17 protein-coding genes and 1 tRNA gene are annotated in these 22407 nt (G+C 63.5%); 15 read left to right on the top strand and 3 right to left on the bottom strand.

Features of this window, described 5'->3' with window-relative positions:
- Positions 1 to 398: 398 nt before the first annotated feature.
- Positions 399 to 2336: an autotransporter outer membrane beta-barrel domain-containing protein gene (locus DVU_RS10665; protein WP_014524491.1), complete on the top strand. Its 1938-nt coding sequence runs from the start codon at positions 399 to 401 to the stop codon at positions 2334 to 2336.
- 455 nt (positions 2337 to 2791) lie between these two features.
- Here DVU_RS10665 and DVU_RS10660 read toward each other — a convergent pair.
- Both DVU_RS10660 and DVU_RS10655 read right to left on the bottom strand, forming a co-directional pair.
- Positions 2792 to 2867: transfer RNA gene (locus DVU_RS10660), tRNA-Ala, on the bottom strand.
- Positions 2868 to 2963: 96 nt separating this feature from the next.
- Positions 2964 to 4778 carry a glycosyltransferase family protein gene (locus DVU_RS10655; protein ID WP_010939536.1) on the bottom strand — a complete coding sequence of 605 codons (1815 nt, stop codon included), beginning with the start codon at positions 4776 to 4778 and terminating at the stop codon, positions 2964 to 2966.
- A 55-nt stretch (positions 4779 to 4833) separates the two neighbouring features.
- Between DVU_RS10655 and DVU_RS10650 the strand changes: the two genes are divergently transcribed.
- From DVU_RS10650 to DVU_RS10605, 10 genes are all read left to right on the top strand, one after another.
- Positions 4834 to 5448, top strand: coding sequence for an RlmE family RNA methyltransferase (locus DVU_RS10650; RefSeq protein WP_010939535.1), 615 nt, complete (start codon positions 4834 to 4836; stop codon positions 5446 to 5448).
- 53 nt (positions 5449 to 5501) lie between these two features.
- Positions 5502 to 6245, top strand: coding sequence for a YebC/PmpR family DNA-binding transcriptional regulator (locus tag DVU_RS10645; RefSeq protein ID WP_010939534.1), 744 nt, complete (start codon positions 5502 to 5504; stop codon positions 6243 to 6245).
- A 74-nt stretch (positions 6246 to 6319) separates the two neighbouring features.
- Positions 6320 to 6820, top strand: coding sequence for a crossover junction endodeoxyribonuclease RuvC (gene ruvC / locus DVU_RS10640; RefSeq protein ID WP_010939533.1), 501 nt, complete (start codon positions 6320 to 6322; stop codon positions 6818 to 6820).
- Between the two features lie 373 nt (positions 6821 to 7193).
- The gene (ruvA, locus tag DVU_RS10635; protein ID WP_010939531.1) at positions 7194 to 7802 is read left to right on the top strand and encodes a Holliday junction branch migration protein RuvA; all 609 of its coding nucleotides are present in this window, start codon (positions 7194 to 7196) and stop codon (positions 7800 to 7802) included.
- On the top strand, positions 7803 to 8765 hold the full coding sequence (ruvB, locus tag DVU_RS10630; RefSeq protein WP_010939530.1) for a Holliday junction branch migration DNA helicase RuvB: 963 nt from the start codon (positions 7803 to 7805) through the stop codon (positions 8763 to 8765).
- Positions 8766 to 8782: 17 nt separating this feature from the next.
- Positions 8783 to 9520 (top strand): FAD-dependent thymidylate synthase, encoded by a 738-nt coding sequence (gene thyX / locus DVU_RS10625; protein WP_010939529.1) that lies wholly within the window; start codon positions 8783 to 8785, stop codon positions 9518 to 9520.
- A gap of 319 nt (positions 9521 to 9839) precedes the next feature.
- The gene (locus DVU_RS10620; RefSeq protein ID WP_010939527.1) at positions 9840 to 11315 is read left to right on the top strand and encodes a chromosomal replication initiator protein DnaA; all 1476 of its coding nucleotides are present in this window, start codon (positions 9840 to 9842) and stop codon (positions 11313 to 11315) included.
- Between the two features lie 216 nt (positions 11316 to 11531).
- A complete protein-coding gene (locus tag DVU_RS10615) occupies positions 11532 to 12092 on the top strand; it encodes a helix-turn-helix domain-containing protein (RefSeq protein WP_010939526.1) in 561 nt (186 codons plus the stop codon).
- Between the two features lie 332 nt (positions 12093 to 12424).
- On the top strand, positions 12425 to 14080 hold the full coding sequence (locus DVU_RS10610; protein ID WP_010939525.1) for an AMP-binding protein: 1656 nt from the start codon (positions 12425 to 12427) through the stop codon (positions 14078 to 14080).
- Positions 14081 to 14360: 280 nt separating this feature from the next.
- The gene (locus DVU_RS10605) at positions 14361 to 14975 is read left to right on the top strand and encodes a peroxiredoxin (RefSeq protein WP_010939522.1); all 615 of its coding nucleotides are present in this window, start codon (positions 14361 to 14363) and stop codon (positions 14973 to 14975) included.
- Between the two features lie 172 nt (positions 14976 to 15147).
- Here the strand turns inward: DVU_RS10605 and DVU_RS10600 are convergent, their stop codons facing one another.
- Positions 15148 to 17319, bottom strand: coding sequence for a Tex family protein (locus DVU_RS10600; RefSeq protein WP_010939521.1), 2172 nt, complete (start codon positions 17317 to 17319; stop codon positions 15148 to 15150).
- An 89-nt stretch (positions 17320 to 17408) separates the two neighbouring features.
- Here DVU_RS10600 and DVU_RS10595 point away from each other — a divergent pair, with 89 nt between their 5' ends.
- The 4 genes from DVU_RS10595 to glgB all read left to right on the top strand — a co-directional run bounded on the left by DVU_RS10595 (position 17409) and on the right by glgB (position 22272).
- Positions 17409 to 17645, top strand: coding sequence for a hypothetical protein (locus DVU_RS10595; protein WP_010940656.1), 237 nt, complete (start codon positions 17409 to 17411; stop codon positions 17643 to 17645).
- A gap of 748 nt (positions 17646 to 18393) precedes the next feature.
- Positions 18394 to 18855 carry an NUDIX domain-containing protein gene (locus DVU_RS10590; protein ID WP_011791976.1) on the top strand — a complete coding sequence of 154 codons (462 nt, stop codon included), beginning with the start codon at positions 18394 to 18396 and terminating at the stop codon, positions 18853 to 18855.
- A gap of 28 nt (positions 18856 to 18883) precedes the next feature.
- On the top strand, positions 18884 to 20353 hold the full coding sequence (gene glgA / locus DVU_RS10585; protein ID WP_010939519.1) for a glycogen synthase GlgA: 1470 nt from the start codon (positions 18884 to 18886) through the stop codon (positions 20351 to 20353).
- On the top strand, positions 20350 to 22272 hold the full coding sequence (gene glgB / locus DVU_RS10580) for a 1,4-alpha-glucan branching protein GlgB (RefSeq protein ID WP_010939518.1): 1923 nt from the start codon (positions 20350 to 20352) through the stop codon (positions 22270 to 22272). The genes glgA and glgB overlap by 4 nt, the downstream gene beginning before the upstream one ends.
- The last annotated feature ends 135 nt before the right edge of the window (positions 22273 to 22407 follow it).

Below are 22407 nucleotides of genomic sequence, written 5' to 3'. Positions count from 1 at the left end.
CGGCCGGAGATGGTCTCTATCTGCGGCATTATAGAATCTTCCGTGAAGCTTCATTGTCTCTGGCCATGCCCTTCGACATGGTTTTGGGACATCGTGCTATATAGGCAGGCGCGAAGGCATGAGCGGCAATATGGTGCTGATGTGTGCGCTCTGGCCACTCATTCCGAAGGCCGCATCGTTGTTTTTCGGTGATGCGTCGAATGTCCTCACACACTGTAGATAGGTGGTATATACTGTTTACATAACAAAAACATACTGTTATTATTACCTGTATTGCAGATATAGCCTCTATTGAATGAGGCCGTATCCATGCCCGATGTCAGCACCCGCTGCACCGGGCATATTTGCATCCGCAACACGTCAGGGGAAACACCACGTTACAACTTCAGGAAGGGTTTATGTTATTACCTATGCGTCTGCGGCCCCCACAGGCTACCACAATTCCGTGGCGCGCGCACAGCCATTCCGCGCGCGTTGCAGCAACACTGCTTTTTCTTGCATTGTTCGCACTTGCCGCGCCTCTGTGGGCTGCCAACTTTGGTGGCACCACCGAAAACCTGCCTAGCTGGAATTTCGCGAATCCCGGCTACGTTGGTATCTATAAGTCCGACACCACGGGTGTCACGGGCGGGAACGTCATTTTTGACCCCGATATTACCGACCTCAACATCAGCGGCCCCATCATCGGTGGCTACAGCGATGGCGGCAACGCCAACGGCAATCAGGTGACAATAACCAGCGGCACATATGCTGGTGAAGGGTTATACGGTGGCTTCAGCGATGATTCCGGCAGCGGTAACGCCAGCAATAATACGGTGATCATAACCGGCGGCACGCTAAGTCCCCTCGGCGTATTTGGTGGGTTTTCTACGGGGGGCATCGCTACCGGTAATACCCTGCGTATCTTCGGCAATCCTGACCTGAGCAGAACAGCCCTTATGGGCGGTCGCGCAGAGGTCGGTTCGGGTGACCCGGCGCGGGACGCGCGCACCGACAACACACTGGAAATCCATACCCTGAACCTTCAGACTCTGGGCATCGAAAATTTCCAGCATTTCCGCTTCTATCTGCCCGGAACGGTGCGGGCCGGCGACACGGTGCTCACCGTGGATAACGGGGTTGTGATCGAAACTCCCTCATCCGGCCCTTCCATCGCCCCCACCACCGTGGGCGTGGGCATCATGGGCAGCGGAACCCCGCTGGCTGTCAATGACACCGTTACCCTTATCAAAAGCACCTCACGACTATACGCCGACACGGGCATGACCAACAATGTCTCGGGCATGGCGGGCATTTCGAGCCTCTACACCTTCGGTCTGGAAACAACCCTCAACAGTCTGGTGGCCCGCGTGATCAGCATCGAACAGACGGATGAAAGTGTCCGCAAATCCCCGTCCGAAGGCAAGACGGCAAGCATCGCCCTTGTGACGCAAGGCGCGGACCTTGCTGCCGGGCCGGGTATGGGCAATGCGCGTGCGGCAGCCTCACTTGGCGCGGACAACATGGCGCAGGCAGGCTGGTCGGGCTTCGGCGCCACGTCCGGCGCGACCTCTCGCTATGCAACGGGGTCTCACGTGGACATGCAGAGTGTTGCCCTCATGACCGGTCTTGCCAAACGCCTGCCCGTAAGCGGCGTAGACCTGCTTGTGGGAGGGTTCTTTGAGACAAGCATCGGTTCCTACGACAGCCACAACGAAACGGCTGCGGGCGACAGTATCACGGCGCAGGGCGATAGCCGTTCTGTGGGCGGCGGTCTCCTTGGCCGGGTGGAAGTCACCGAGGGTGTAGCGCGTGGGCTGTATGCCGAAGCGACGGTGCGTGCGGGCAGGCTTCGTTCCGACTACAGAAGCGATGACCTGAACCCGACGCTGGGCGAGGCCGAGTACGACATCAGTGTTGCCTATTACGGTGCGCACACGGGCCTGGGGTACATCTGGAACATCACAGAGCAGGCTTGGATTGACGTGTACGCCAAGTATTTCTGGACGCACACAAACGGGGCGGACGTGAGCATACTGGGTGACGCAGTGACCCTTGATGACGTGGATTCGCATCGTACCCGCCTTGGGGCGCGTTTCGGCTACTCGCTGAATGAATGCATCGCGCCGTACTTCGGTGCGGCGTGGGAATACGAGTTCGATGGTACGGCGCACAGCGTGGTGGCCGGAGTTGACGCTCCCGCGCCAAGCCTGAAGGGTGGCACGGGCTTGGGCGAGGTGGGGGTCACATGGAAGCCTCTGCCAGACACGGGCTTTTCTATTGATCTTGGCGCACAGGGCTACACCGGCATACGTGAGGGCGTAGGAGGCAACCTCTCACTGATGTATGAATTCTGATGCCGTGCACGGCTGCGTGATGGCGAAAGGCACGGTTCGCAGTCTGGGCATCTCTGCTGAAAAGCAGACCCGGTATAAAACATGGCCGCTATCAGCATCCTGATGAATCCATAGGGTAGCGACCTGTTTTGATTTGAAGTGGGCGCATGCAGTGGCATGCGCCCACTTTCTTGTCTCTGGAGAATCTGGACAACAACATGAAGGGCACTGGTGAGCCGGACAGACGGGTAGGCTCGCGAGAAAGAACTGAAGAGAACGGGCGTTATACTTTCTGATGATTCACGAGGCTTTGGAACCTCATCACTACCTATTCAGGCACGGCATGATACACCATCTTGAAGGGGTAACTGTCAGGTAATGACTCGCTCAGCACACACAACACATGTGGCACATATGACTTGTGGGGAGCTATGCAAAAAGGCCCATGGTCTGACAACCATGAGCCTTTGCTTGCGTGGTGGAGATGAGGGGGATTGAACCCCTGACTTCAGCATTGCGAACGCTGCGCTCTCCCAGCTGAGCTACATCCCCATCGGGCGTGGCGGACAGGGCCGCCGAACGCGAGAACGTCGTATACTCCCGGTGCGTTTGGCTGTCAACGGTGGACGCGCATTTCTGTCGTGAAGGCTATGTTCTGTCGAGGGCGTCCAGTGCCGCGAAGAGAGTGAGGAGTCTGTGGCTGTAGGTGTGCGCTTCGGTGATGCAGGTTCGCCATGCAGCGGCAAGGTCCCCACGCAGTGTGGCGTCGTCTTCCAGCCGACGGCACAGCACTGGCAGGGCAGAGGGGTGGGACATGCTCACTTCTGCGGCGAGTCTCTTCGGGAAGATGTCGAGTCCGGGGGTGGCATCGGTGATGCAGAAGCCGCCCGCCATCCATACGTCGAAGTGCCGTTGCGTCAGTCCGGCGGGCAGCAGCAGACTGGTGACGTTCAGCGTCAGCTGTGCCTGCCGGTAGAGTCGTGGCAGCGTGCCGTAATAGTCCACCGGAGGACGCAGGTCGTGCAGGCGCGGGAGATGGTCGCGCCATGCCGTATCGCCCACTACGGTGAGACCCACGTCGCACGCGGCCTCAAGGTAGCGAATGCGGCGCAGCAGGGCGCACGATTCGGCGCCATACCCGGCGGTGCGTACAGTCTTGTCGGGCCACAGCCTCGTCAGCCCCTGCCGTTCTGTCCACCAGTGGAAGTCGGGCTGGCGTGGGGCGTCGGCGGCGTCCAGCAGGTCGCGCGCGGCGGCGAGGTCGTCGTCGGAGACACGGCATCCGGCGAAGAAGCGTGCCTTGTCGGGAAAGCCGGAGCGTCCGACGAAGAGAATCGTCTGGAGAGGCGTCCCGGACGTGTCGTCATACGCGGCTGGGGGGCATTGCGCGTTCACTTCGACAGGGGCGAAATGGTGCGGGCTGGCGGCCAGCGGCAGATGCAGGACGTGTTGCGCGCCGTGGGCACGGAGGGCGGGGATGAAGCTGGCGTCGGTCACGCACAGCAGGGTCTCGCGCCACCACGGGGTGCGCAGGGCCGAAAGCAGATGCCACGGGTTGTCCACGCACCACAGGGCCACGGGCACGCCGCATGCCTGTAGCAGACGGAAGCGTTCTCCGGCGGCATCAAGCCCTTGTAGGTTGACCGACAGCAGCATGGTCGGGCGTTCATCGGCAAGGATGCGCGGCAGCCGCGTGTTCAGGTCGTCGGGTGCGACGCGCAGGGGGGTATATCCCTCGTCGATGAGGGCGGCTTCGATTTCAGGCAGAAGCAGCGAACGTTCGGTGCCCGGCAGGAGGACGGTGCGCGAGCTCCCTTGCGGTGTGCGAGGCGCGATGCGTGCCGCCATGACCCTTCCAAGCATCGGCCCCCAGAACGAAGGGAAGAGCCTTGCCGCCTGCCGGAAGGTGACGACGTGCCCGACATGGCGCAAGAGCGTCTGAAGGTCGTCGGGGTGCGCCCGCAGCCAGTGTCCGGGAATGGCAGCGTGCCATGCGGGGGGCATGACTGCGGCGAAGGCGTCGCATTCGATGTAGATGATTCGGGCTGTGGCGGAAGTGGCAGCCCTGCCGTCATCGCCGATGGGTAACGTGGGGTCGTCACCTGTGGTCGGTGCAGTGTGTCGGGGCGCGGTAGCCTGTGGGCTGGGGCTGGAGGTCTCAGCGAGGTGGGCGAGGTGGGCGAAGTGGGCGTTGTGGCCTCGGAGGATGTCGCCGTCGGTGCCACAGGGGGCGGGGCCGGTGGTGTCTGCGTTGTCTCGGATGGAATGCCCGCGCCCCGCCATGAGCCTTTCGACCACAGCCATGACGTCAGCCGGTACCGGGCCGAGTCCCAGCACGAGAACACCCGGTGCGGCGGCGTTCGCCTGTGGCATGGTTATGCAGTCGTAGGCGTCCGGGCCGCTTGCGAGGGTGCGTTGCGAACCGTCTTCGCCGGTGATGCGGCTTCTCTGCGGACGTGGCATGATGGCCTCTTGGCGTTCGACGCCCTTTCGGTTACAAGGTGCCGCAGGTGAATGCATGAAGAAATACCGCGACCATTACTTTCTCAAGGCCAAGCAGGAGAACTATCCCGCCCGGTCTGTCTACAAGCTTAAGGAAATCGACAACAGATTCAAGATATTCCGTCAGGGCATGAAGGTGCTCGACCTCGGTGCCGCCCCCGGCTCGTGGTCTCTTGGCGCGGCCGAGAAGGTGGGGCCACGCGGGCGCGTGCTGGCCTGCGACCTTCAGGAGACGGATACCGTCTTCCCGGACAACGTCACCTTCATGCAGGAGAACGTCTTCGAGCGTTCAGAGGCGTTCGAGAACCTGCTTGACGAGATAGCACCCTTCGACGTGGTCATCAGCGACATGGCCCCCCGCACCACCGGAACGCGCTTCACCGACCAGGCGCGGTCGCTGGAATTGTGCCTTGAGGCACTTGCAGTGGCCGACCGTTGCCTGATAAAGGGCGGCAGTTTCGTGGTCAAGATTTTCATGGGGCCTGACGTGCAGGAACTGGTACAGGCGATGCGCCAGAGGTTCAGTGCCGTCAAGTCGTTCAAGCCCAAGAGTTCGCGGGCTGAAAGCAAGGAAACGTTCTATGTCTGCCTCGGCTACCGCGGGGTGGAGACATCGGACACCGACAAGTGATTCCCCGAGGGGGAGGGCTGCGTCGCCTTCCCTCGTGCATATAAGGAGGACGCATGGCAGGACACAGCAAATGGGCAAACATCCAGCACCGCAAGGGCCGTCAGGACGCCAAGCGGGGCAAGATGTTCACGAAGGCCGCCAAGGAAATCATCATCGCAGCCAAGGCAGGCGGTGACCCCGTCGGCAACTCGCGTCTGCGTGCCGCCATTGCTGCGGCCAAGGCCATCAACCTGCCCAAGGACAAGATAGAGAACGCCATCAAGAAAGGCACGGGCGAACTTGCCGGTGGCGACATCCTTGAAATGGCCTACGAAGGGTACGGCCCCGGCGGTGTGGCACTCATCGTCGAAGTGGCTACCGACAACAAGAACCGCACCGTGGCCGAAGTGCGTCACATCCTCAGCAAGCACGGCGGTTCCATGGGCGAGTCGGGGTGCGTGGCGTGGATGTTCGACCGCAAGGGCGTCATCACCCTCGAGAAGGACAAGTACACCGAAGAGCAGCTCATGGAAGTGGCGCTCGAAGCCGGTGCCGAGGACGTGACCGATGAAGGCGAAAGCTGGGAAGTGGTGACCGCCGCTGCCGATTTCAACGCCGTGCGCGAAGCCCTCGAAGCCGCTGGCGTGGAGATGCAGTCCGCCGAATTCACCATGGTTCCGCAGAACGAGATAGAAGTCGACGCGGAGACGGGCCGCAAGCTCATGAGGCTTGTGGACGCCCTCGAAGACAACGACGACGTGCAGAACGTGCACGCCAACTTCGACCTGCCGGACGAACTGCTCGCCGAACTGGGCTAGACTGTTCCGGAGCCCGCCGTACGGCGGGCTCCTTCATTTACGCCGCCCTGCCGCATGGCGGGGCAGGGGGACGCATGGCGGCTTCCGTCACGGTCATAGGCATAGACCCCGGTTCGCAGTGTACGGGTTGGGGCATCGTGCGCGAGGCTTCGGGCGTGCTCACGCTCGTCGATTGCGGGGCCATTCGCCCCAAAGGCGGCGATTTCGCTGCGCGCCTCGGTGACCTCTACCGTCAGCTTGCCGATGTCGTCCGCGCCCATACCCCCGACGAGGCGGCGGTCGAAGACGTCCATGCGGCGCAGAACGTGGCTACGGCCCTCAAGCTGGGGCAGGCGCGCGGGGTCGTCGTGGCTGCGTGTGCCGCGCACGGTGTGCCGGTCATCGACTACAGGCCGTCGGTCATCAAGAAGGCACTGGTCGGTACGGGCAGGGCAGAGAAGGAACAGGTGGGCTACATGGTCGGGCAGGTGCTTGGCGTGCGACCCGACTGGAAACTCGACACCGGTGATGCCCTTGCCGCAGCCATCTGCCATCTGAACCAGCGGCGCCTGACGCGTCTGGCGGGGTTAGCCTGATAGAATAAGGGCGGGGCAGTGCGCTCGCCCATATCGGGCGTGGTGCCTGCCCGGGTGAGGGGCAGTTGCGGAGCGCCACCTGTTGTGCCGAGTCAGGGTTAACGCCCGGTGCATCGGGGGCATTGGGCCGGACGCAAGTCCGGGGCGCCTGACCTCATCGTGGAGGTCGGCCCGCGGTGTCTGCTGAATGCCTTGACGCCGGCCTGTTGCGGATGACAGTGCCCTTCATGCCCTTTGTGCCCCTTGTGTCTTGTACTCTGGCATGTGAAGGCGTAGGCCCCTTCGCCTGCCCGCCCCTGCGTGCCTCTCTTTCAGGTGCGCGGCTTTTGGTGTAGGCTGCACCTCCATTCATGGAAACGCACGAGGTTGAAGCATGATAGCGTATGTCGAAGGCCGTCTGGCCGAAGTCGCGGGCAACGCCTGTGTCGTCGTCACCGACGGCGGGGTGGGGTACGAGGTCTTCGTGCCGGGGCACACGCTTGCGCGTCTTCCCGACAAGGGGGGGCGGGTCAGCTTCTTCATCAGCACCGAAGTGCGCGAAGATGCGCTTGAACTCTACGGCTTCGCCACATGGGACGAGCGGCAGACGTTCATCGTGCTCACGTCCATCTCCAAGGTCGGTGCCAAGACCGGGCTTGCCATCCTCTCGCAATTCAGGCCGGACGACCTGCGGCGTTTGGTGGTTGAAGACGATGTGCTGGCACTCACTCGCGTCTCCGGCATCGGCAAGAAGACGGCGCAGCATATCTTTCTCGAACTCAAGTACAAGCTCAAGGTCGAGGACCTGCCCGCAGCCGCGCCCCTTGTCACGGGCGGTGCCCCCGGCGGTGTCTTCCGCGACGCGCTGGCGGGTCTTGCGAACCTCGGCTACGGCGAGGAAGAGGCCTCACACGTGCTCAAGGATGTGCTCCACGGCGAGCCGGACCTCGACGTGGGGGGCGCGTTGCGCGCCGCATTGCGCGCTCTGGCGAGGGGACGCTAGATGACCGCCAACGTGTGCCTCGACGAATCGGTACGCCCGCGCCTGCTCGACGACTTCATCGGACAGGACGAATTGCGCGCCAACATGCGCGTCTATCTCGACGCCGCCCGCGAGCGCGGTCAGGCCATGGACCACGTGCTGTTCTACGGCAACCCCGGCCTTGGCAAGACCACGCTGGCGCAGATCATGGCGGGTGAACTCGGGGTGAACCTCGTCTCCACTTCAGGGCCCGTGCTGGAGCGCAGCGGGGACCTCGCCGCCATCCTCACCAATCTCGGCAGGCACGACCTGCTCTTCGTGGACGAGATCCACCGTATGCCCATCGCCGTGGAGGAGGTGCTCTACCCCGCCATGGAGGACTTCAAGCTCGACCTAGTCATAGGGCAGGGGCCGGGAGCGCGTACGGTCAAGATCGATGTCGAGCCCTTCACGCTGGTGGGAGCCACCACGCGCATAGGACTGCTCTCGTCGCCGTTGCGCGACCGGTTCGGCATCATCAGTCGTCTTGAATACTACACGCCGGCCGACCTCGCGCGCATCGTCGCCCGCACCGCCCGCATCATAGGGGCCAATCTCACCGAAGAGGGTGCCATAGAGATAGGGCGTCGTGCCCGTGGCACACCGCGCATCGCCAACCGTCTGCTGCGACGCGTGCGCGACTTCGCCACCGTCCACGCGGGCGGGGTCATCTCGGCCGACCTCGCCAGCGAGGCCCTCGGTCGCATGGAAGTGGACGAGAGCGGGCTAGACCAGATGGACCGCAAGCTGCTTGAGGTGCTCATCGAGCATTACGGCGGCGGCCCCGTGGGCATCAAGACGCTGGCCGTCGCCTGTGCCGAAGAAGTGCGCACCATCGAGGACATCTATGAACCCTATCTCATCCAGTGCGGCTTCCTGAAGCGTACGCCGCGTGGTCGGGTAGCCACGGCCAAGGCCTACAGACATCTGAATCTTCTCGGTTGACCATCAAGGATAGAACCATGCCCAGAACAGAACCCCGTGTGGAACTGCTCGCCCATACGCCGGAACCCCTTTCGCTTCTCTATGCCGCTTTCAGGCAGTGCTACCACGCCGGTTTCGTGGCCGACATGTGGCCGCGCCTGTTGTCCGGCGAGATTGAGCGGGAGAAGCAGGGTGCCTTCATCGCGTCCATTCTCGAATCGGGGCACTCGAGTCCCATCGAGCATGTGTCGTTCACCTTCGCCATCGAGGGGGTCTCGCGGGCACTCACGCACCAGTTGGTGCGCCATCGCATCGCGTCGTTCTCACAGCAGAGTCAGCGCTATGTCGACGGCAGTCATTTCGATTACGTGATGCCGCCCGCCATCGCCCGCAACGCCGCTGCCAAGGCGCGTTTCGAGCAGTTCATGGAGGATGTGGGCAGCGCGTACCGCGACATCAAGGCATTGCTCGAACAGGACGGTCGTACGGGCAGCCGCGCGAACGAGGATGCCCGCTTCGTCCTGCCGCAGGCTGCCGCAAGCAAGATCGTGGTCACCATGAACTGCCGTGCACTTGTGCACTTCTTCGAAGAACGCTGTTGCATGAGGGCGCAGTGGGAGATTCGCGCGGTGGCAGACGTCATGCTCGGTCTTTGCCGGGAGGTGCTCCCTGAACTTTTCGCGCATGCCGGTGCAAAATGCGAGAGGCTCGGCTATTGCCCCGAGGGTGAACGCTTCACCTGCGGGAGGTATCCGCTCCGTCAGTCGATGCCCTGATGCACTGAAAAACGTAAATGCTGCAGGGCACATCAGTGTACTGATGGTGCCCTGTCTTTGATATTAGCTGATAAGACGTCTTTTGCCTGTGGAAAACTTGTTCTCATGCATGTTGAAAAGTTGTCTGTCTCCCTGTGGAAACCCTTGCCAGACAACGCTGTCAGGGTATGGAGGCAGAGCGTGGTGCATCGGGACATCCCTATGTAAATCAGCATGTTGCAATTTGTATGGTGTTGGGGAACGGGCCTCTGCAGGAGACGCCCGTATAGGATGATTTCGCGTGTTGCATCATGAAGGCGAGAAACGTAAAGACCCGCGTATGACATCGATTTGGGGCCAAATTCAGCATATCCTCCAGAACACGCTCGCTCCCGGACTGTTCAAAGTCTGGATCTCGCCGCTCGCCGGTGAGGTGGACGGGTCGACTCTTCGCGTCGAGGCCCCCAACGAGTTCGTGGCCGGCTGGGTGCGTGACCGTCTTTTCGAAGACATCCGTACCGCCGCTTGTGGCGTTATCGGCGACACCGTCGAGGTCGTCGTCACTGCCGGCGCTCCCGCTGCCGCTGCGCCGCGCCCCGTGCTGGCACCCCGGCCCGCAGTGGTCGAGGTCGTGCCAACTGCCGCGCCCGTACCGTCCGTCGTCCCTGCCGTCGAGGCGCGTCCCTCGGGACATGCCCCCCGGCGTCTGTCTGCGGAGACGCAGCAGGCGCAGGAACAGCTCGGACTGCCTCTGGACTGGGCTCCCGTCCCGCAGAGTCGCACCAACTGGCGTTTCTCGTTCGATGATTTCATCGTCGGGCCCAACAACGAACTTGCCTGTGCCGCTGCGCGTGGCATGTGCCGCGACGGTCTCATGACCGATACGCTGTTCCTGAGTTCCGGGCCCGGCCTCGGCAAGACCCACCTGCTGCATGCCGTGGGCAGGTCGCTGTGCGAGTCGAGCAATCGCAGCAACCCCAACGTTGCCTACCTCACCGCCGAGGAGTTCGCCTCGCGTCTCATCGCCGCGCTCAAGGCGCGTGACGTTGAACGCTTCAAGGCCAGATATCGCGATGTCGACGTGCTGCTGCTTGAAGACGTCCATTTCCTGCAAGGCAAGGAGAAGATGCAGGACGAGGTGCTCGCCACCGTCAAGGCCCTGCAGTCGCGCGGCAGCCGCATCGTCTTCTCCAGTTCGTTCGCGGCGCGTGACCTCAAGAACGTCGACAACCAGCTCGTCTCGCGTTTCTGTTCCGGCTTCCTCGCCGGTATCGAACGTCCGGACTTCGACACCCGCCGCCGTATCCTGCGTGAGAAGGCCCGCATCTATCAGGTGATGCTGCCCGACAACGTGACCGACCTGCTTGCCGAACGCATCAGCACCGACGTTCGTCAGATCGAAAGTTGCCTGCATAACCTCATTCTCAAGGCAAAACTGCTCAACAGGCAGATTTCCCTTGAGATGGCGTTCGAGATCATCGGCAACTATGCACAGGCCGAGACGCAGCTCGATTTTGAGGGCATCGTCCGCATGGTGTGCGAGGGCTTCGGTCTTTCCCCTGAGCAGCTCAATTCGCGCAGCCGCAAGCGTGAGTATGTCGTGGCGCGCAACGCGGCCTATCTTCTGGCACGCAAGCACACCGACCTTTCGCTGAAAGAGATTGGCGACCGTTTCAATCGTCGGCACTCCACGGTGCTCAAGGGTATCACCGCGCTGGAGCGCGAGATGAACCGCGAGACGCCTCTCGGACGTCAGGTCGCCAACACCATATCGTTGCTCGAACGCAACGGTCGAATTACGCACGCCCGGCATTGACGGGGTACGCCGCCGCATGGCGGTCGGCGTCATGACGCATCTGTGCGCGGTCCCCGTCCGGGGGCCGCGTTTTTTTTGTCCTGCCCACTCCGCTGGCGGGGGGCGGGGCTAGGCAAACGAAGGCGTACAGGCTATTACGATGACTTCAGGGTTTTGGAGCGTTGCTCTCATCCAGTATGAAACGTCGCGTGCGGACGCGACCCTCAAGGAGGCAGTATGAGTACGCAGGACAAGCCCTACAAGGAGATTGCCCCCCGGCTTGCGGGATTGCGCGATGCCGTGGGCTTTTCGCCCGATGACCTGGCAGCCAAGGTCGGGGTCACGGCTGCGGATGTGCTTCGCTACGAGAGTGGCGAAGTGGAGATTCCGGTAAGCTATCTCACCGATGTGGCGCGTGAATGCCGTGTCGACCTCACCGCGCTCATCTCGGGCGGAGACGCCCACCTGCAGGACTTCACCATCGTACGCAAGGGGCAGGGTCTCAGCGTACAGCGGCGCAAGGACTACGACTACTGGAACCTTGCCTCGCGGTTCACCAACCGGCGCATGGAACCGTTCATCGTCCGCGTCCCTGCCAAGGATGAATCCGAACTGAATTTCAACTATCATCGCGGTCAGGAGTTCATCTACATCCTCGAAGGAAGGATGGAGGTGCGCCTCGGCGACAAGGTGCACGTGCTCGAACCCGGTGACAGCATGTACTTCAGTTCGCGCATACCCCACGCCCTTCGTGGTCTCGACGGGGCGGATGCGGTGTTCCTCGACGTGATTAGCTAGGGTGCGCCGTGTGCCCCGTCCCGGCGGGGATGGCTGCGTGACTGAATCCGCAGCGCACGACGCGCCCGCACCTGACGAAGCCCGAAGCCCATAAGGGCAGGGCATGACAGAATGGAACGGATGCCACGGCATCCACGGATAGATGGCAGCCCCGGACAGGGCTTGCGCCACCATCGGCAGCGTCGTTGCCGGGTGGAGTGCAGGCTACGGGAATGTGCCGGCGACAAGCCGAGCACAGTCTCCGGGTCTCCGGACGGGCGAATCCCGCCTGTGCCCGCTGCTGCCTGTGCATCTCAATACCGTCAGGATTGATCACGAGGATTGACGACATCATGGATAAGCTCACCTTTGCCAGCTACGACGAGTTCTTGCGTGTCTTCTCGCTGGATGCGCCAGAGACCTTCAATTTCGCCTTCGACGTTCTCGATGCCATGGCCAACGAGACTCCCGACAGGCTCGCCATTGCCCACGTCGATGACGCCGGGGTGCGGCGCGACTACACCTTCGCATGGCTTGCCGACGCTTCTGCGCGGCTTGCCAACGCGCTCAAGGCCAGAGGTGTGCGCAAGGGCCATCGGGTCATGCTGGTCTTGCACCGGCGTATCGAATTCTGGGTCTCCATGCTGGCATTGCATCGTCTCGGCGCGGTAGCCATTCCCGCCCCAGCGCAACTGACCCCCAAGGATATCGTGTTCCGCGTCGAACGCGCGCAGGTTCGTGCCGTCATCGTCGACGACGGCATCACCGACCGTATCGAGGCCGCGCGTCCCGACTGTCCGACCCTTTCAGTGCTCGTGCAGTGCGGCGGGACACCGTTGCCCGATGGCTGGTGCGACTACGAGGCCCTCTGTGCGGATGCCTCGCCCTCTTTCCCGCGCCCGACAGCACCCGACGAACTTGCCTGCGGCGAAGACCCGCTGCTCATATTCTTCTCGTCCGGCACCACGGGCATGCCGAAGATGGTGGAACATGTGCACACCTACCCCCTCGGGCACCTCGTGACGGGCATGTACTGGCACGACCTGCGCCCCGGCGACCTGCACCTCACCGTGGCCGACACGGGTTGGGGCAAGGCCGTGTGGGGCAAGTTCTACGGGCAGTGGATGGCGGGGGCAGCCGTCTTCGTCTACGACTTCCGCGGCAAGTTCGACCCCGAAGCGTTGCTCGATGTCGTCGCGAAGAACGGCGTCACCACCTTCTGCGCCCCGCCCACCGTGTACCGCTTTCTCGTGCGGGCCGACCTTTCGCGTTACGACCTCTCGAAGCTGCGCCACTGCACAACGGCAGGTGAACTGCTCAACGAGAGCGTGTTCCACGGGTGGAAGGCCGCAACGGGCCTTTCCATCTACGAGGGATACGGCCAGACCGAGACCACGTTGCAGATTGCCACGCTCTCGTGCATGGAGGCCAAGCCCGGTTCCATCGGGCGCCCCATGCCGGGGTGGGGCATCACGCTTCTCGACCACGAGGGCAAGGAATGTCCGACGGGCGAAGAGGGCGAAATCTGCATCCGCATCAGCGACGGACTGCCTGTGGGGCTTTTCCGGGGCTATGTGGAGGACGCCGAGAAGACCGCATCGGTCATGTTCGACGGGTACTACCACACCGGCGACAAGGCGTGGATGGACGAGGACGGCTACCTCTGGTTCCTCGGGCGTGTGGACGACCTCATCAAGAGTTCGGGCTATCGCATCGGGCCCTTCGAGGTCGAGAGCGCCCTCGTGGCCCATCCTGCCGTCGTCGAGGCCGCCGTCACCGGCGTGCCCGACCCGTTGCGCGGGCAGGCTGTGAAGGCCACCATCGTGCTTGCCGCAGGCTACGAGGCGGGCGAGGTGCTCACGAAGGAGTTGCAGGACCACGTCAAGAAGGTCACCGCTCCCTACAAGTACCCCCGCATCGTCGAGTACGTGGCAGAGTTGCCCAAGACCATCAGCGGCAAGATCAAACGCGCCGAAATACGCCAGCGCGATAGCGAAAAGAGCGCATAGCCGTTTGCAGCTTCGGCCGAACGAGCCCCCCGTGTGTCTTCCGACATACGGGGGGCTTTTGCTGGCTGTTCCGTTTTCTGCCACGACCTGTCAGGGCTGCGGCGGTATGCATGGCTAAAAGGCATGGCTTGGAGGAGACAGGGAGATCCTAGAAAGCCATTGACACAGGAATGATTCCTGTTATCTTTCTCGACATGGAAAGCGGGGCGTCACCCACGTCCCGGAAGTCATGATGAACACGTACCCGGCGCACGGGTTGATACAGCGCAAGGAGTTGGACATGGGAGTACTCGTAGGTAAGAAGGCCCCGTTCTTCGAAGGTGGCAAGACCTTTTCAGCTGTCCTCGGCAATGGCGAGGTTGTGGATGACTTCGATTTCGCCAAGGTGACCGAGGGCAAGTATGCCGTGGTGTTCTTCTATCCGCTGGACTTCACCTTTGTGTGCCCGTCGGAGTTGATCGCCTTCGACCACAGGCTTGAAGCGTTCCGCCAGCGCAATGTCGAGGTCATCGGTGTTTCCATAGACAGCCAGTTCACACATGCCGCATGGCGAAACACGCCTGTCGACAAGGGCGGTATCGGCCCTGTGGGGTACCCGCTTGTGGCAGACATCCAGCATGAACTGGCGCGTGCCTATGATGTGGAGAGTGAGGGGGGCGTGGCCTTCCGTGGGTCGTTCCTCATCGACAGGGCTGGCGTGGTGCAGCATCAGGTGGTGAACAACCTGCCTCTGGGGCGTGACATCGACGAGATGCTGCGCGTTGTGGACGCCCTTCAGTTCACCGAAAAGCACGGAGAAGTGTGCCCGGCAGGCTGGAACAAGGGCAAGAAGGGGATGAAGCCCACCGCTGACGGTGTGGCGTCGTACCTTGCGGAGTCGGCTGCCAACCTGTAGCCTTTGCAACGACACATGAAGCCCCCGCACACTGCAAGGTGTGCGGGGGCTTTGTCCTGTCCGGGGCTGCGCGGGGCCTTCGGCAGCGGGGGCTTGCGCCCTGCTGTGCATCTATCGTAGCCCTGCCATATCCCTATCATGCCGGGGCGCGCGGAACGGGCGGGTCGCAGGTTCAATCCTGCTGCGGAACCCCTTTGAGCGTGAGGTTGATGCGTTCACGCTGCCTGTCCACATCGAGCACCCGTACCCGCACCTTGCGTCCCGGCGCCACGACCTCGGCAGGGTCGCGTACGAAACGGTCGGCCAGCTGGCTCACATGCACGAGACCGTCACGGTGGACGCCGATGTCAACGAAGGCACCGAACTTGGTGACGTTGGTGACGATGCCGGGAAGCTCCATGCCGGGCTGGACATCATCGACCTTGTTCACACCTTCGGCAAAGGCGAAGACCTCGAAAGCCGGACGCGGGTCACGGCCCGGTCGCGCAAGTTCCGACATGATGTCGCGCAACGTGGGCAGACCTACCCGGTCGTCCACATAGCGTTCCAGCCGCAGGGCCTCGCGCCGGGTGGCATCGCGCATGAGGTCGGGCACGCTGCACCCGGTATCCTCTGCCATGCGTCGCACGACGGCATAGCTTTCAGGGTGGACGGCACTTGCATCGAGAGGTTCGGGGCCGCCATGCACACGCAGGAAGCCGGCAGCCTGTTCGAAGGCCTTGGGGCCGAGGCGCGGCACCTTGAGAAGGTCGCGCCGTGTACGGAACGGACCGTTGACGGCACGCAATGCCACGATGCCTTTCGCCAGCGCGGGGCCGATGCCCGAGACGTAGGCGAGCAATTCGGGGCTGGCGGTGTTGACATCCACTCCCACGGCGTTGACGCACGACGCCACGACCTCTTCGAGGGCGCGACGCAGGGCGTTCTGGTCGACATCATGCTGGTACTGGCCCACGCCCAGAGAGCGGGGGTCGACCTTGACGAGTTCGGCCAGCGGGTCCATGAGCCTGCGCCCGATGGATATGGCGCCGCGCACGGTGACGTCGTGGTCGGGGAATTCTGCGCGGGCGACCTCGGAGGCGGAGTAGACCGAGGCCCCGCGCTCATCCACGAGGGCCACCGTCACATGAGGTGGAAGCCCGGCCGACTTGACGAAGGCTTCGGTCTCGCGCCCCGCTGTACCGTTGCCGACGGCCACCGCTTCGATGCCGTGCCGTGTGCAAAGTTCACGCAGGGTGGCGGCGGCGCGGGTCGCCCGGTCTCCACCGGTGAGGGGGTGGATGACCTCGTGGTGCAGCAGGGCCCCTTGCGCGTCAAGGCATACAAGCTTGGCCCCGGTGCGCCAGCCGGGGTCGAGTGCGAGTGTGCGTCGTGGCCCCATCGGCGGGGCCAGTAGCAATTCCCGAAGGTTGGCGGCGAAGACGGCTATGGCCTCCGCTTCGGCCCGTTCGCGCAGGGCGGTTCTGAACTCGTTCTCGAGTGACGGGGCCAGAAGACGATTCCATGCGTCGGTCAGGGCCGTGGCCACTTCAGCCGCATCCGTCCCGGCTGAAGATGCACGCCCTTTCAGCCAGCGACGGTGAAGGGCCCCCACGGCAATGTCGTCATCGGGCCGCACCCGCACGTCGAGAAGCTCTTCGCGTTCGCCACGGAACATGGCGAGCAGTCTGTGCGCCGGGGCGGCGGCTGCATGTTCGCTGCGGTCGAAGTGGTCGCGATAGGTTGCGGCCTGTTCCTCCTTGCCACGTGCGACCTTCGAACGCAGCGTCGCACGGCGGACGAAGATGTCGCGCAGGGTGGCGCGTGTGGCCCTGTCTTCGCTCACTGTCTCGGCGATGATGTCACGTGCCCCTGCAAGGGCGGCTGCCGTGTCGGGAACCCCCTTGGCCTCGTCGACGAACGGGGCGGCAAGCTGCCCCGCCTGTGCGCCGCGTTGTTCGAGCAGCCGTTCAGCAAGGGGGGCGAGGCCACGTTCACGCGCCTTGGCGGCCCTTGTCACCCGTTTGGGGCGGAAGGGCAGGTAGATGTCTTCCAGCGCGGTGAGAGTGGTCGCCGCATGGAGGGCCTTGGCGAGGTCGGGGGTAAGCTGTTCGCGCTCCGTCATGGAGGCGATGATGGCGTCACGTCGCTTGTCCAGCGTACGAAGCCGTTCGCAGCCGTCACGCAAGGCGGTGAGGGCCACCTCGTCGAGGCCGCCAGTGGCCTCCTTGCGATAGCGGGCCACGAAGGGGATGGTGCCCCCCTCGTCGAAAAGCTTGAGTGCCGCACTTGCCTGTGCGGTCGTGATGCCCAAGTCGGCGGCGAGGCGATGTGCGACAGAGTCGTGTGGAATCGTTTCAGTCACTTGTGGTATCTTCGGTTGGGGTGTAGAAGGATGGCAATATCCTCCGGTGTGGAGGTGTGTGCCAACAGAGTCCTTTTTGGAGGTACGTCATGGAATACACCGAACGGGATCTTCCCCTTTCCCTGAACGAGGCCGAGGTCGTGGTGCTGTCCGATGGAACGCAGGTTCGCTTCGAAGAAAGCGGCGGTGCGCGCGACGTGTTCATCAATGATGAATGGAGCGCGCGTGCGCAACTCTTCCCCGGTGCGGAGTACCTGCTTGAGACCCCTTCAGGCAACTACCTTCTCACGGCCGGAGAGTCCACGCTGGAGGTCAAGCGGGCATAACCTGCGGACGCGGGCGGAAGGCACGCAGGTTGACGCAGTACACGGGGGCTTCTGGCGGGGTGACGGGGCGTGCCGTCGCACCTGTCGCCCGACTGTGCTTCTGGCGCGGAACATGGCCGGGTATCCGGTGCACATGGCCGTGTGTCAGCCGTGAACTCTGGCCGGAAGTCTGGTCGGAAGCCTTGTCTGGAGTCGGGCTGGCAGGGGGCGGGACGTCTGGTCGACGCTTGGCCGACGTTCGGGCGATGCTCGGACGATGTTCGGTCAGGCGCTTCGCCGGAAGCCTGACCGTATGCCGGGTCGAACGGGAGGTCGGACGTCTGACTGAGCGCCGGGCCTCAAGTGTCGGCCTCGGGCATGCCCCGGAAGACGCGCGTCAGAAGGTGTGCGACATGCTGCGTTGTCGGCCCGCCCGCCCGGACGTGCGAGCCTCCTCCGTCCGGTTCTCCACTGGGCTGCTGGCAGCCAGAAGCCTGTCACCTGCAGATACCTGCGGGCGAGGCGACATCATTGCCTGTGCCCGGCCTGTGTGAACCGTGCCTGCGCCGTCGTGTCACGCGGATGGCATCGTGCCGTCACCATGGGTGTCGCATCCCAATGCGGTCCATACCATGTGCGACGTCAGGGGCAGGCGCCTCTGAGCAAGGGGGAGGCCGCAGATGCTTGTCTTGTGGCGGGCTGTTGCGTATTCTTCAGACTCGGGCATCTTTCCGCCCGTGCAGGACGGTCATTCGTGGGGAGTATGAGGATGACGCACAACATACCCTGTCCGCATTGCGGCGGTCAGGTGGTCATGTACCGCAATCCCGCCCCCACCGTGGACGTGGTCATCCATGCCCCCGGCAGGGGCATCGTTCTGGTCGAACGCCGGAATGAACCGCACGGCTGGGCGTTGCCCGGCGGCTTCATCGACTACGGCGAATCGGCCGAGGACGCCGCCGTGCGCGAGGCCAGAGAAGAGACGGGACTTGCGGTGACGCTGGAGGGGCTGGTCGGGGTCTACTCCGACCCGGCCCGCGACCCGCGGCATCACACCATGAGCGTGGTCTACGCGGCGCGCATCGCCAAGGGCACCGGTTCCGAACCCCATGCGGGCGATGACGCGGCGCAGGCACGGTTCTTTTCGCCGGACGCACTGCCGCAGCCCATTGCCTTCGATCATGCGACCATCATCGCCGATTTTCTGCGCCGCAACCGCGGTGCGGTGTGATGCCCCGGCATCCGTGGAGACAGCCATCATGCAACGGCAGGTCGTGTTCGCCACATCGGAGATGTACCCCTTCTCCAAAAGCGGGGGGCTGGGCGATGTGCTTGGTGCGCTGCCCCTTGCCCTGCACCGCATGGGCGTGCCCACGGCGGTGGTGACACCCTTCTATGGCAGATTGCGAACGGCGGACTATCCCATCCGGCTGACGGTCTCCGACTGCCATGTGGGCTACCCGTGGGCCCCCATCACCTGCGACGTCTTCGAGGCCGACTATCATGGCATGCCGGTCTACTTCATCCACCGGGGCGAGTATTTCGACAGGCGTTACTACTACAACGACCACAAGGGCGACTACTTCGACAACTGCGAACGCTTCGTCTTCTTCTGCCGCGCGCTGCTGGCGCTGATGCGCCGTCTGGGGCAGCCCCCGGCAGTGCTGCACGCCCACGACTGGCAGACGGCACTTGTGCCCGCCTTTCTCTACTTCCTGCGGCAGACCGACCCGTTCTGGCAGGATACGCGCAGTGTGCTCACCATACACAACCTCGCCTTCCAGGGGCGTTTCGCCTCGCGTCTTTTCGAGACTTCGGGCCTGCCCCCGCAGGCATGGAGCGTGGACGGCGCGGAATTCTGGGGCGACTTCAACCTGCTCAAGGCGGGCATCGCCTATGCCGACAAGGTGACCACGGTCAGCCCCAGCTATGCGCGTGAGATTCTCGGCCCCGCCTATGGCAGCGGTCTCGACGGTATCCTGCGGAAGCGTGCCCACGCCCTGCACGGCATCCTCAACGGTGCGGACTACGACATCTGGTCGCCCGGCAACGACCGCTTCCTCCCCTGCCGCTATACGCCCACGGACCTTGCAGGAAAGGCGCAGTGCAAGCGCGCCCTCATCGAAGAACTCGGCCTCGACCCGCACCTTGCCAGGCGTCCCATCCTCGGCTTCATCGGCAGACTGCGCGGGCAGAAGGGGATAGACCTGCTGCTCGACATCCTGCCCCGCCTCATGGAGAGCGACGTCGGGGTCATCATCCTCGGCGAGGGCAATCTGACCCATGAGGCGCGGGCCCTTGAGCTGATGGAGGCCTACCGGGGCCGGGTGTGCACCATCGTCAGCTACACCGAAGACCTCGCCCACCGCATCCAGGCGGGCAGCGACATCTTTCTCATGCCGTCGCGGTACGAACCGTGCGGCCTCACCCAGATGTACGCCCTGCGCTACGGCACACCGCCCGTGGCCACGGCCGTGGGCGGGCTGCGCGACACCATCGTCCCGTGGCCCTCGCCGGAGAGCACGGGCTTCACCTTCGGCCGGTGCGAGTCCGCGGCCTTTCTGCGGGCCATCCTCGATGCGGTGCACCTGTGGACCACGGCCCCCGGCGACTGGCAGGGCATGGTGCGACGCGCCATGGCACAGGCCTTCACCTGGGAACGCGCCGGACGCGCCTACCTCGACCTTTACGCCCAACTGGGGGTCTCCCCCGGTGAGGAGGGCGCGTGACCATTCCGTGCAGCCGTCCCCTGTTCATCGAGCCTTTCGACCTCTACCTCTTCGGCATGGGGCGGCACAGGCACCTCTACCGCATTCTCGGCGCACACCCGGCAGTACAGGATGGCGAGGCGGGCTATCGCTTTGCGGTGTGGGCCCCCAATGCCCGTTCCGTGCACCTGTCCGGCGACTGCAACGGTTGGCGGCATGAGGGCTGCCCCCTTTTCCCCGTGGGGGTGTCGGGCGTATGGGCCGCCTTCGTGCCCGGAGTGCGCCGCGGGTCGCTTTACAAGTTCGTGGTGCGCGGGGCCGATGGTCGGCAAGAGCAGAAGGCCGACCCCTTCGCCCTGTGGGCGGAGATGCGCCCCGGGGTGGCGTCGGTGGCATGGGATATCGACAACCATGCATGGGGCGACGGGGCGTGGATGGCTGAACGGGCGCGTCAGGGGCTGCCCCTCGAACGTCCGGTCTCCATCTACGAGGTGCATCTCGGGTCGTGGCGGCGCAGGCATGGCGACGGCCATCCGTTCCTGACCTACGATGAACTGGGCGACCAGCTCATTCCCTATGCCACGGGACTGGGCTTCACTCACCTTGAACTGCTGCCCGTGGCGGAACACCCCCTCGACCAGTCGTGGGGCTACCAGACGGGGCACTACTACGCGCCGACCTCGCGTTTCGGTTCGCCCGAGGGGTTCAAACGGTTCGTCGACAGGTGCCATCAGGCAGGGCTAGGCGTCATCCTCGACTGGGTCCCGGCCCATTTCCCGCGGGACGCATGGAGCCTTGGGCGTTTCGATGGTACGGCGCTGTATGAGCACCTCGACCCGCGCCTTGGCGAACACCCCGACTGGGGAACCTACATCTTCAACTACGGGCGCAACGAGGTGCGCAACTTCCTCACCGCCAATGCCCTGTACTGGCTGCGGGAGTTCCACATCGACGGTCTGCGCATGGACGCCGTGGCGTCCATGCTCTACCTCGACTACTCGCGCGAAGCGGGGCAGTGGCTGCCCAACAGGCATGGCGGACGCGAGAACCTCGATGCCGTGGACTTCCTGCGCGAGGTCAACACGGTCATCCATGCCGAGTTTCCCGGTGCCATGACGCTGGCGGAGGAATCCACCGCATGGCCCGGTGTCTCCCGTCCGGTCTACACGGGCGGACTGGGGTTCAGCTTCAAGTGGAACATGGGCTGGATGCATGACACGCTGGGCTACCTTGCAGAAGACCCGATACACCGGGCCTATCACCACGGTTCGCTGACCTTCTCCATGCTCTACGCCTTCAGCGAGAATTTCGTGCTGCCGCTGTCACATGACGAGGTCGTGCACGGCAAGGGGGCGCTGCTGTCGAAGATGCCCGGCGACATGTGGCAGCAACAGGCCAACCTGCGGTTGCTCTACGCCTACCAGTGGGCGCATCCCGGCAAGAAGCTGCTGTTCATGGGGGGCGAATTCGGCCAGTGGAACGAGTGGGACGAAAGCCGCGAACTGGACTGGTGTCTCTACCGTTTCCCCGCCCATGAGGGCATCGCGCGGCTGGTGGGCGACCTCAACCGGTTGCTGCGTTCCGAACCTGCCATGCACAGGCGCGACCACGACTGGTCGGGCTTCCGCTGGGTGGATTTCGCGGACTACGGCAGTTCGGTGATCAGTTTCCTCCGGCTGGCCGCGGGTGAACGACCTCTCCTGTGGATTTTCAACTTCACGCCCGTGGTGCGTCGCTTCTACCGCGTGCCCTGCCCGCGTGGCGGCACGTGGCGTGAGCTGTGCAACACCGACAGTGCCTACTACGGCGGCAGTGACGTGGGTAACGCCGGTGCCGTCATGGCACGGGAAGACCACTGGGGTGGCGGGCACTTCATCGAACTGACGCTACCCCCGCTTGCCGCCATGTGCTTCGCCCCCGTGACAGGGCAGGGCACCTAGCCCCCGCGATACGCCCCCCCAGAGAGGCGCGGGTTGGCGACCCTTCGTGGGGTGAGTGCTCCCGAGGTGAAAGCTGGCACCATCAACAGAATGCCCCTGCCCACAGGTGGTCGGGGTACGTTTCCTCTTTTCCGT

This window comes from Nitratidesulfovibrio vulgaris str. Hildenborough, assembly GCF_000195755.1.
GTDB classification, from domain to species: Bacteria; Desulfobacterota; Desulfovibrionia; order Desulfovibrionales; family Desulfovibrionaceae; genus Nitratidesulfovibrio; species Nitratidesulfovibrio vulgaris.
Note: the sequence above shows the minus strand (reverse complement) of the source record. Positions and strands in the feature narration are given on the sequence as shown.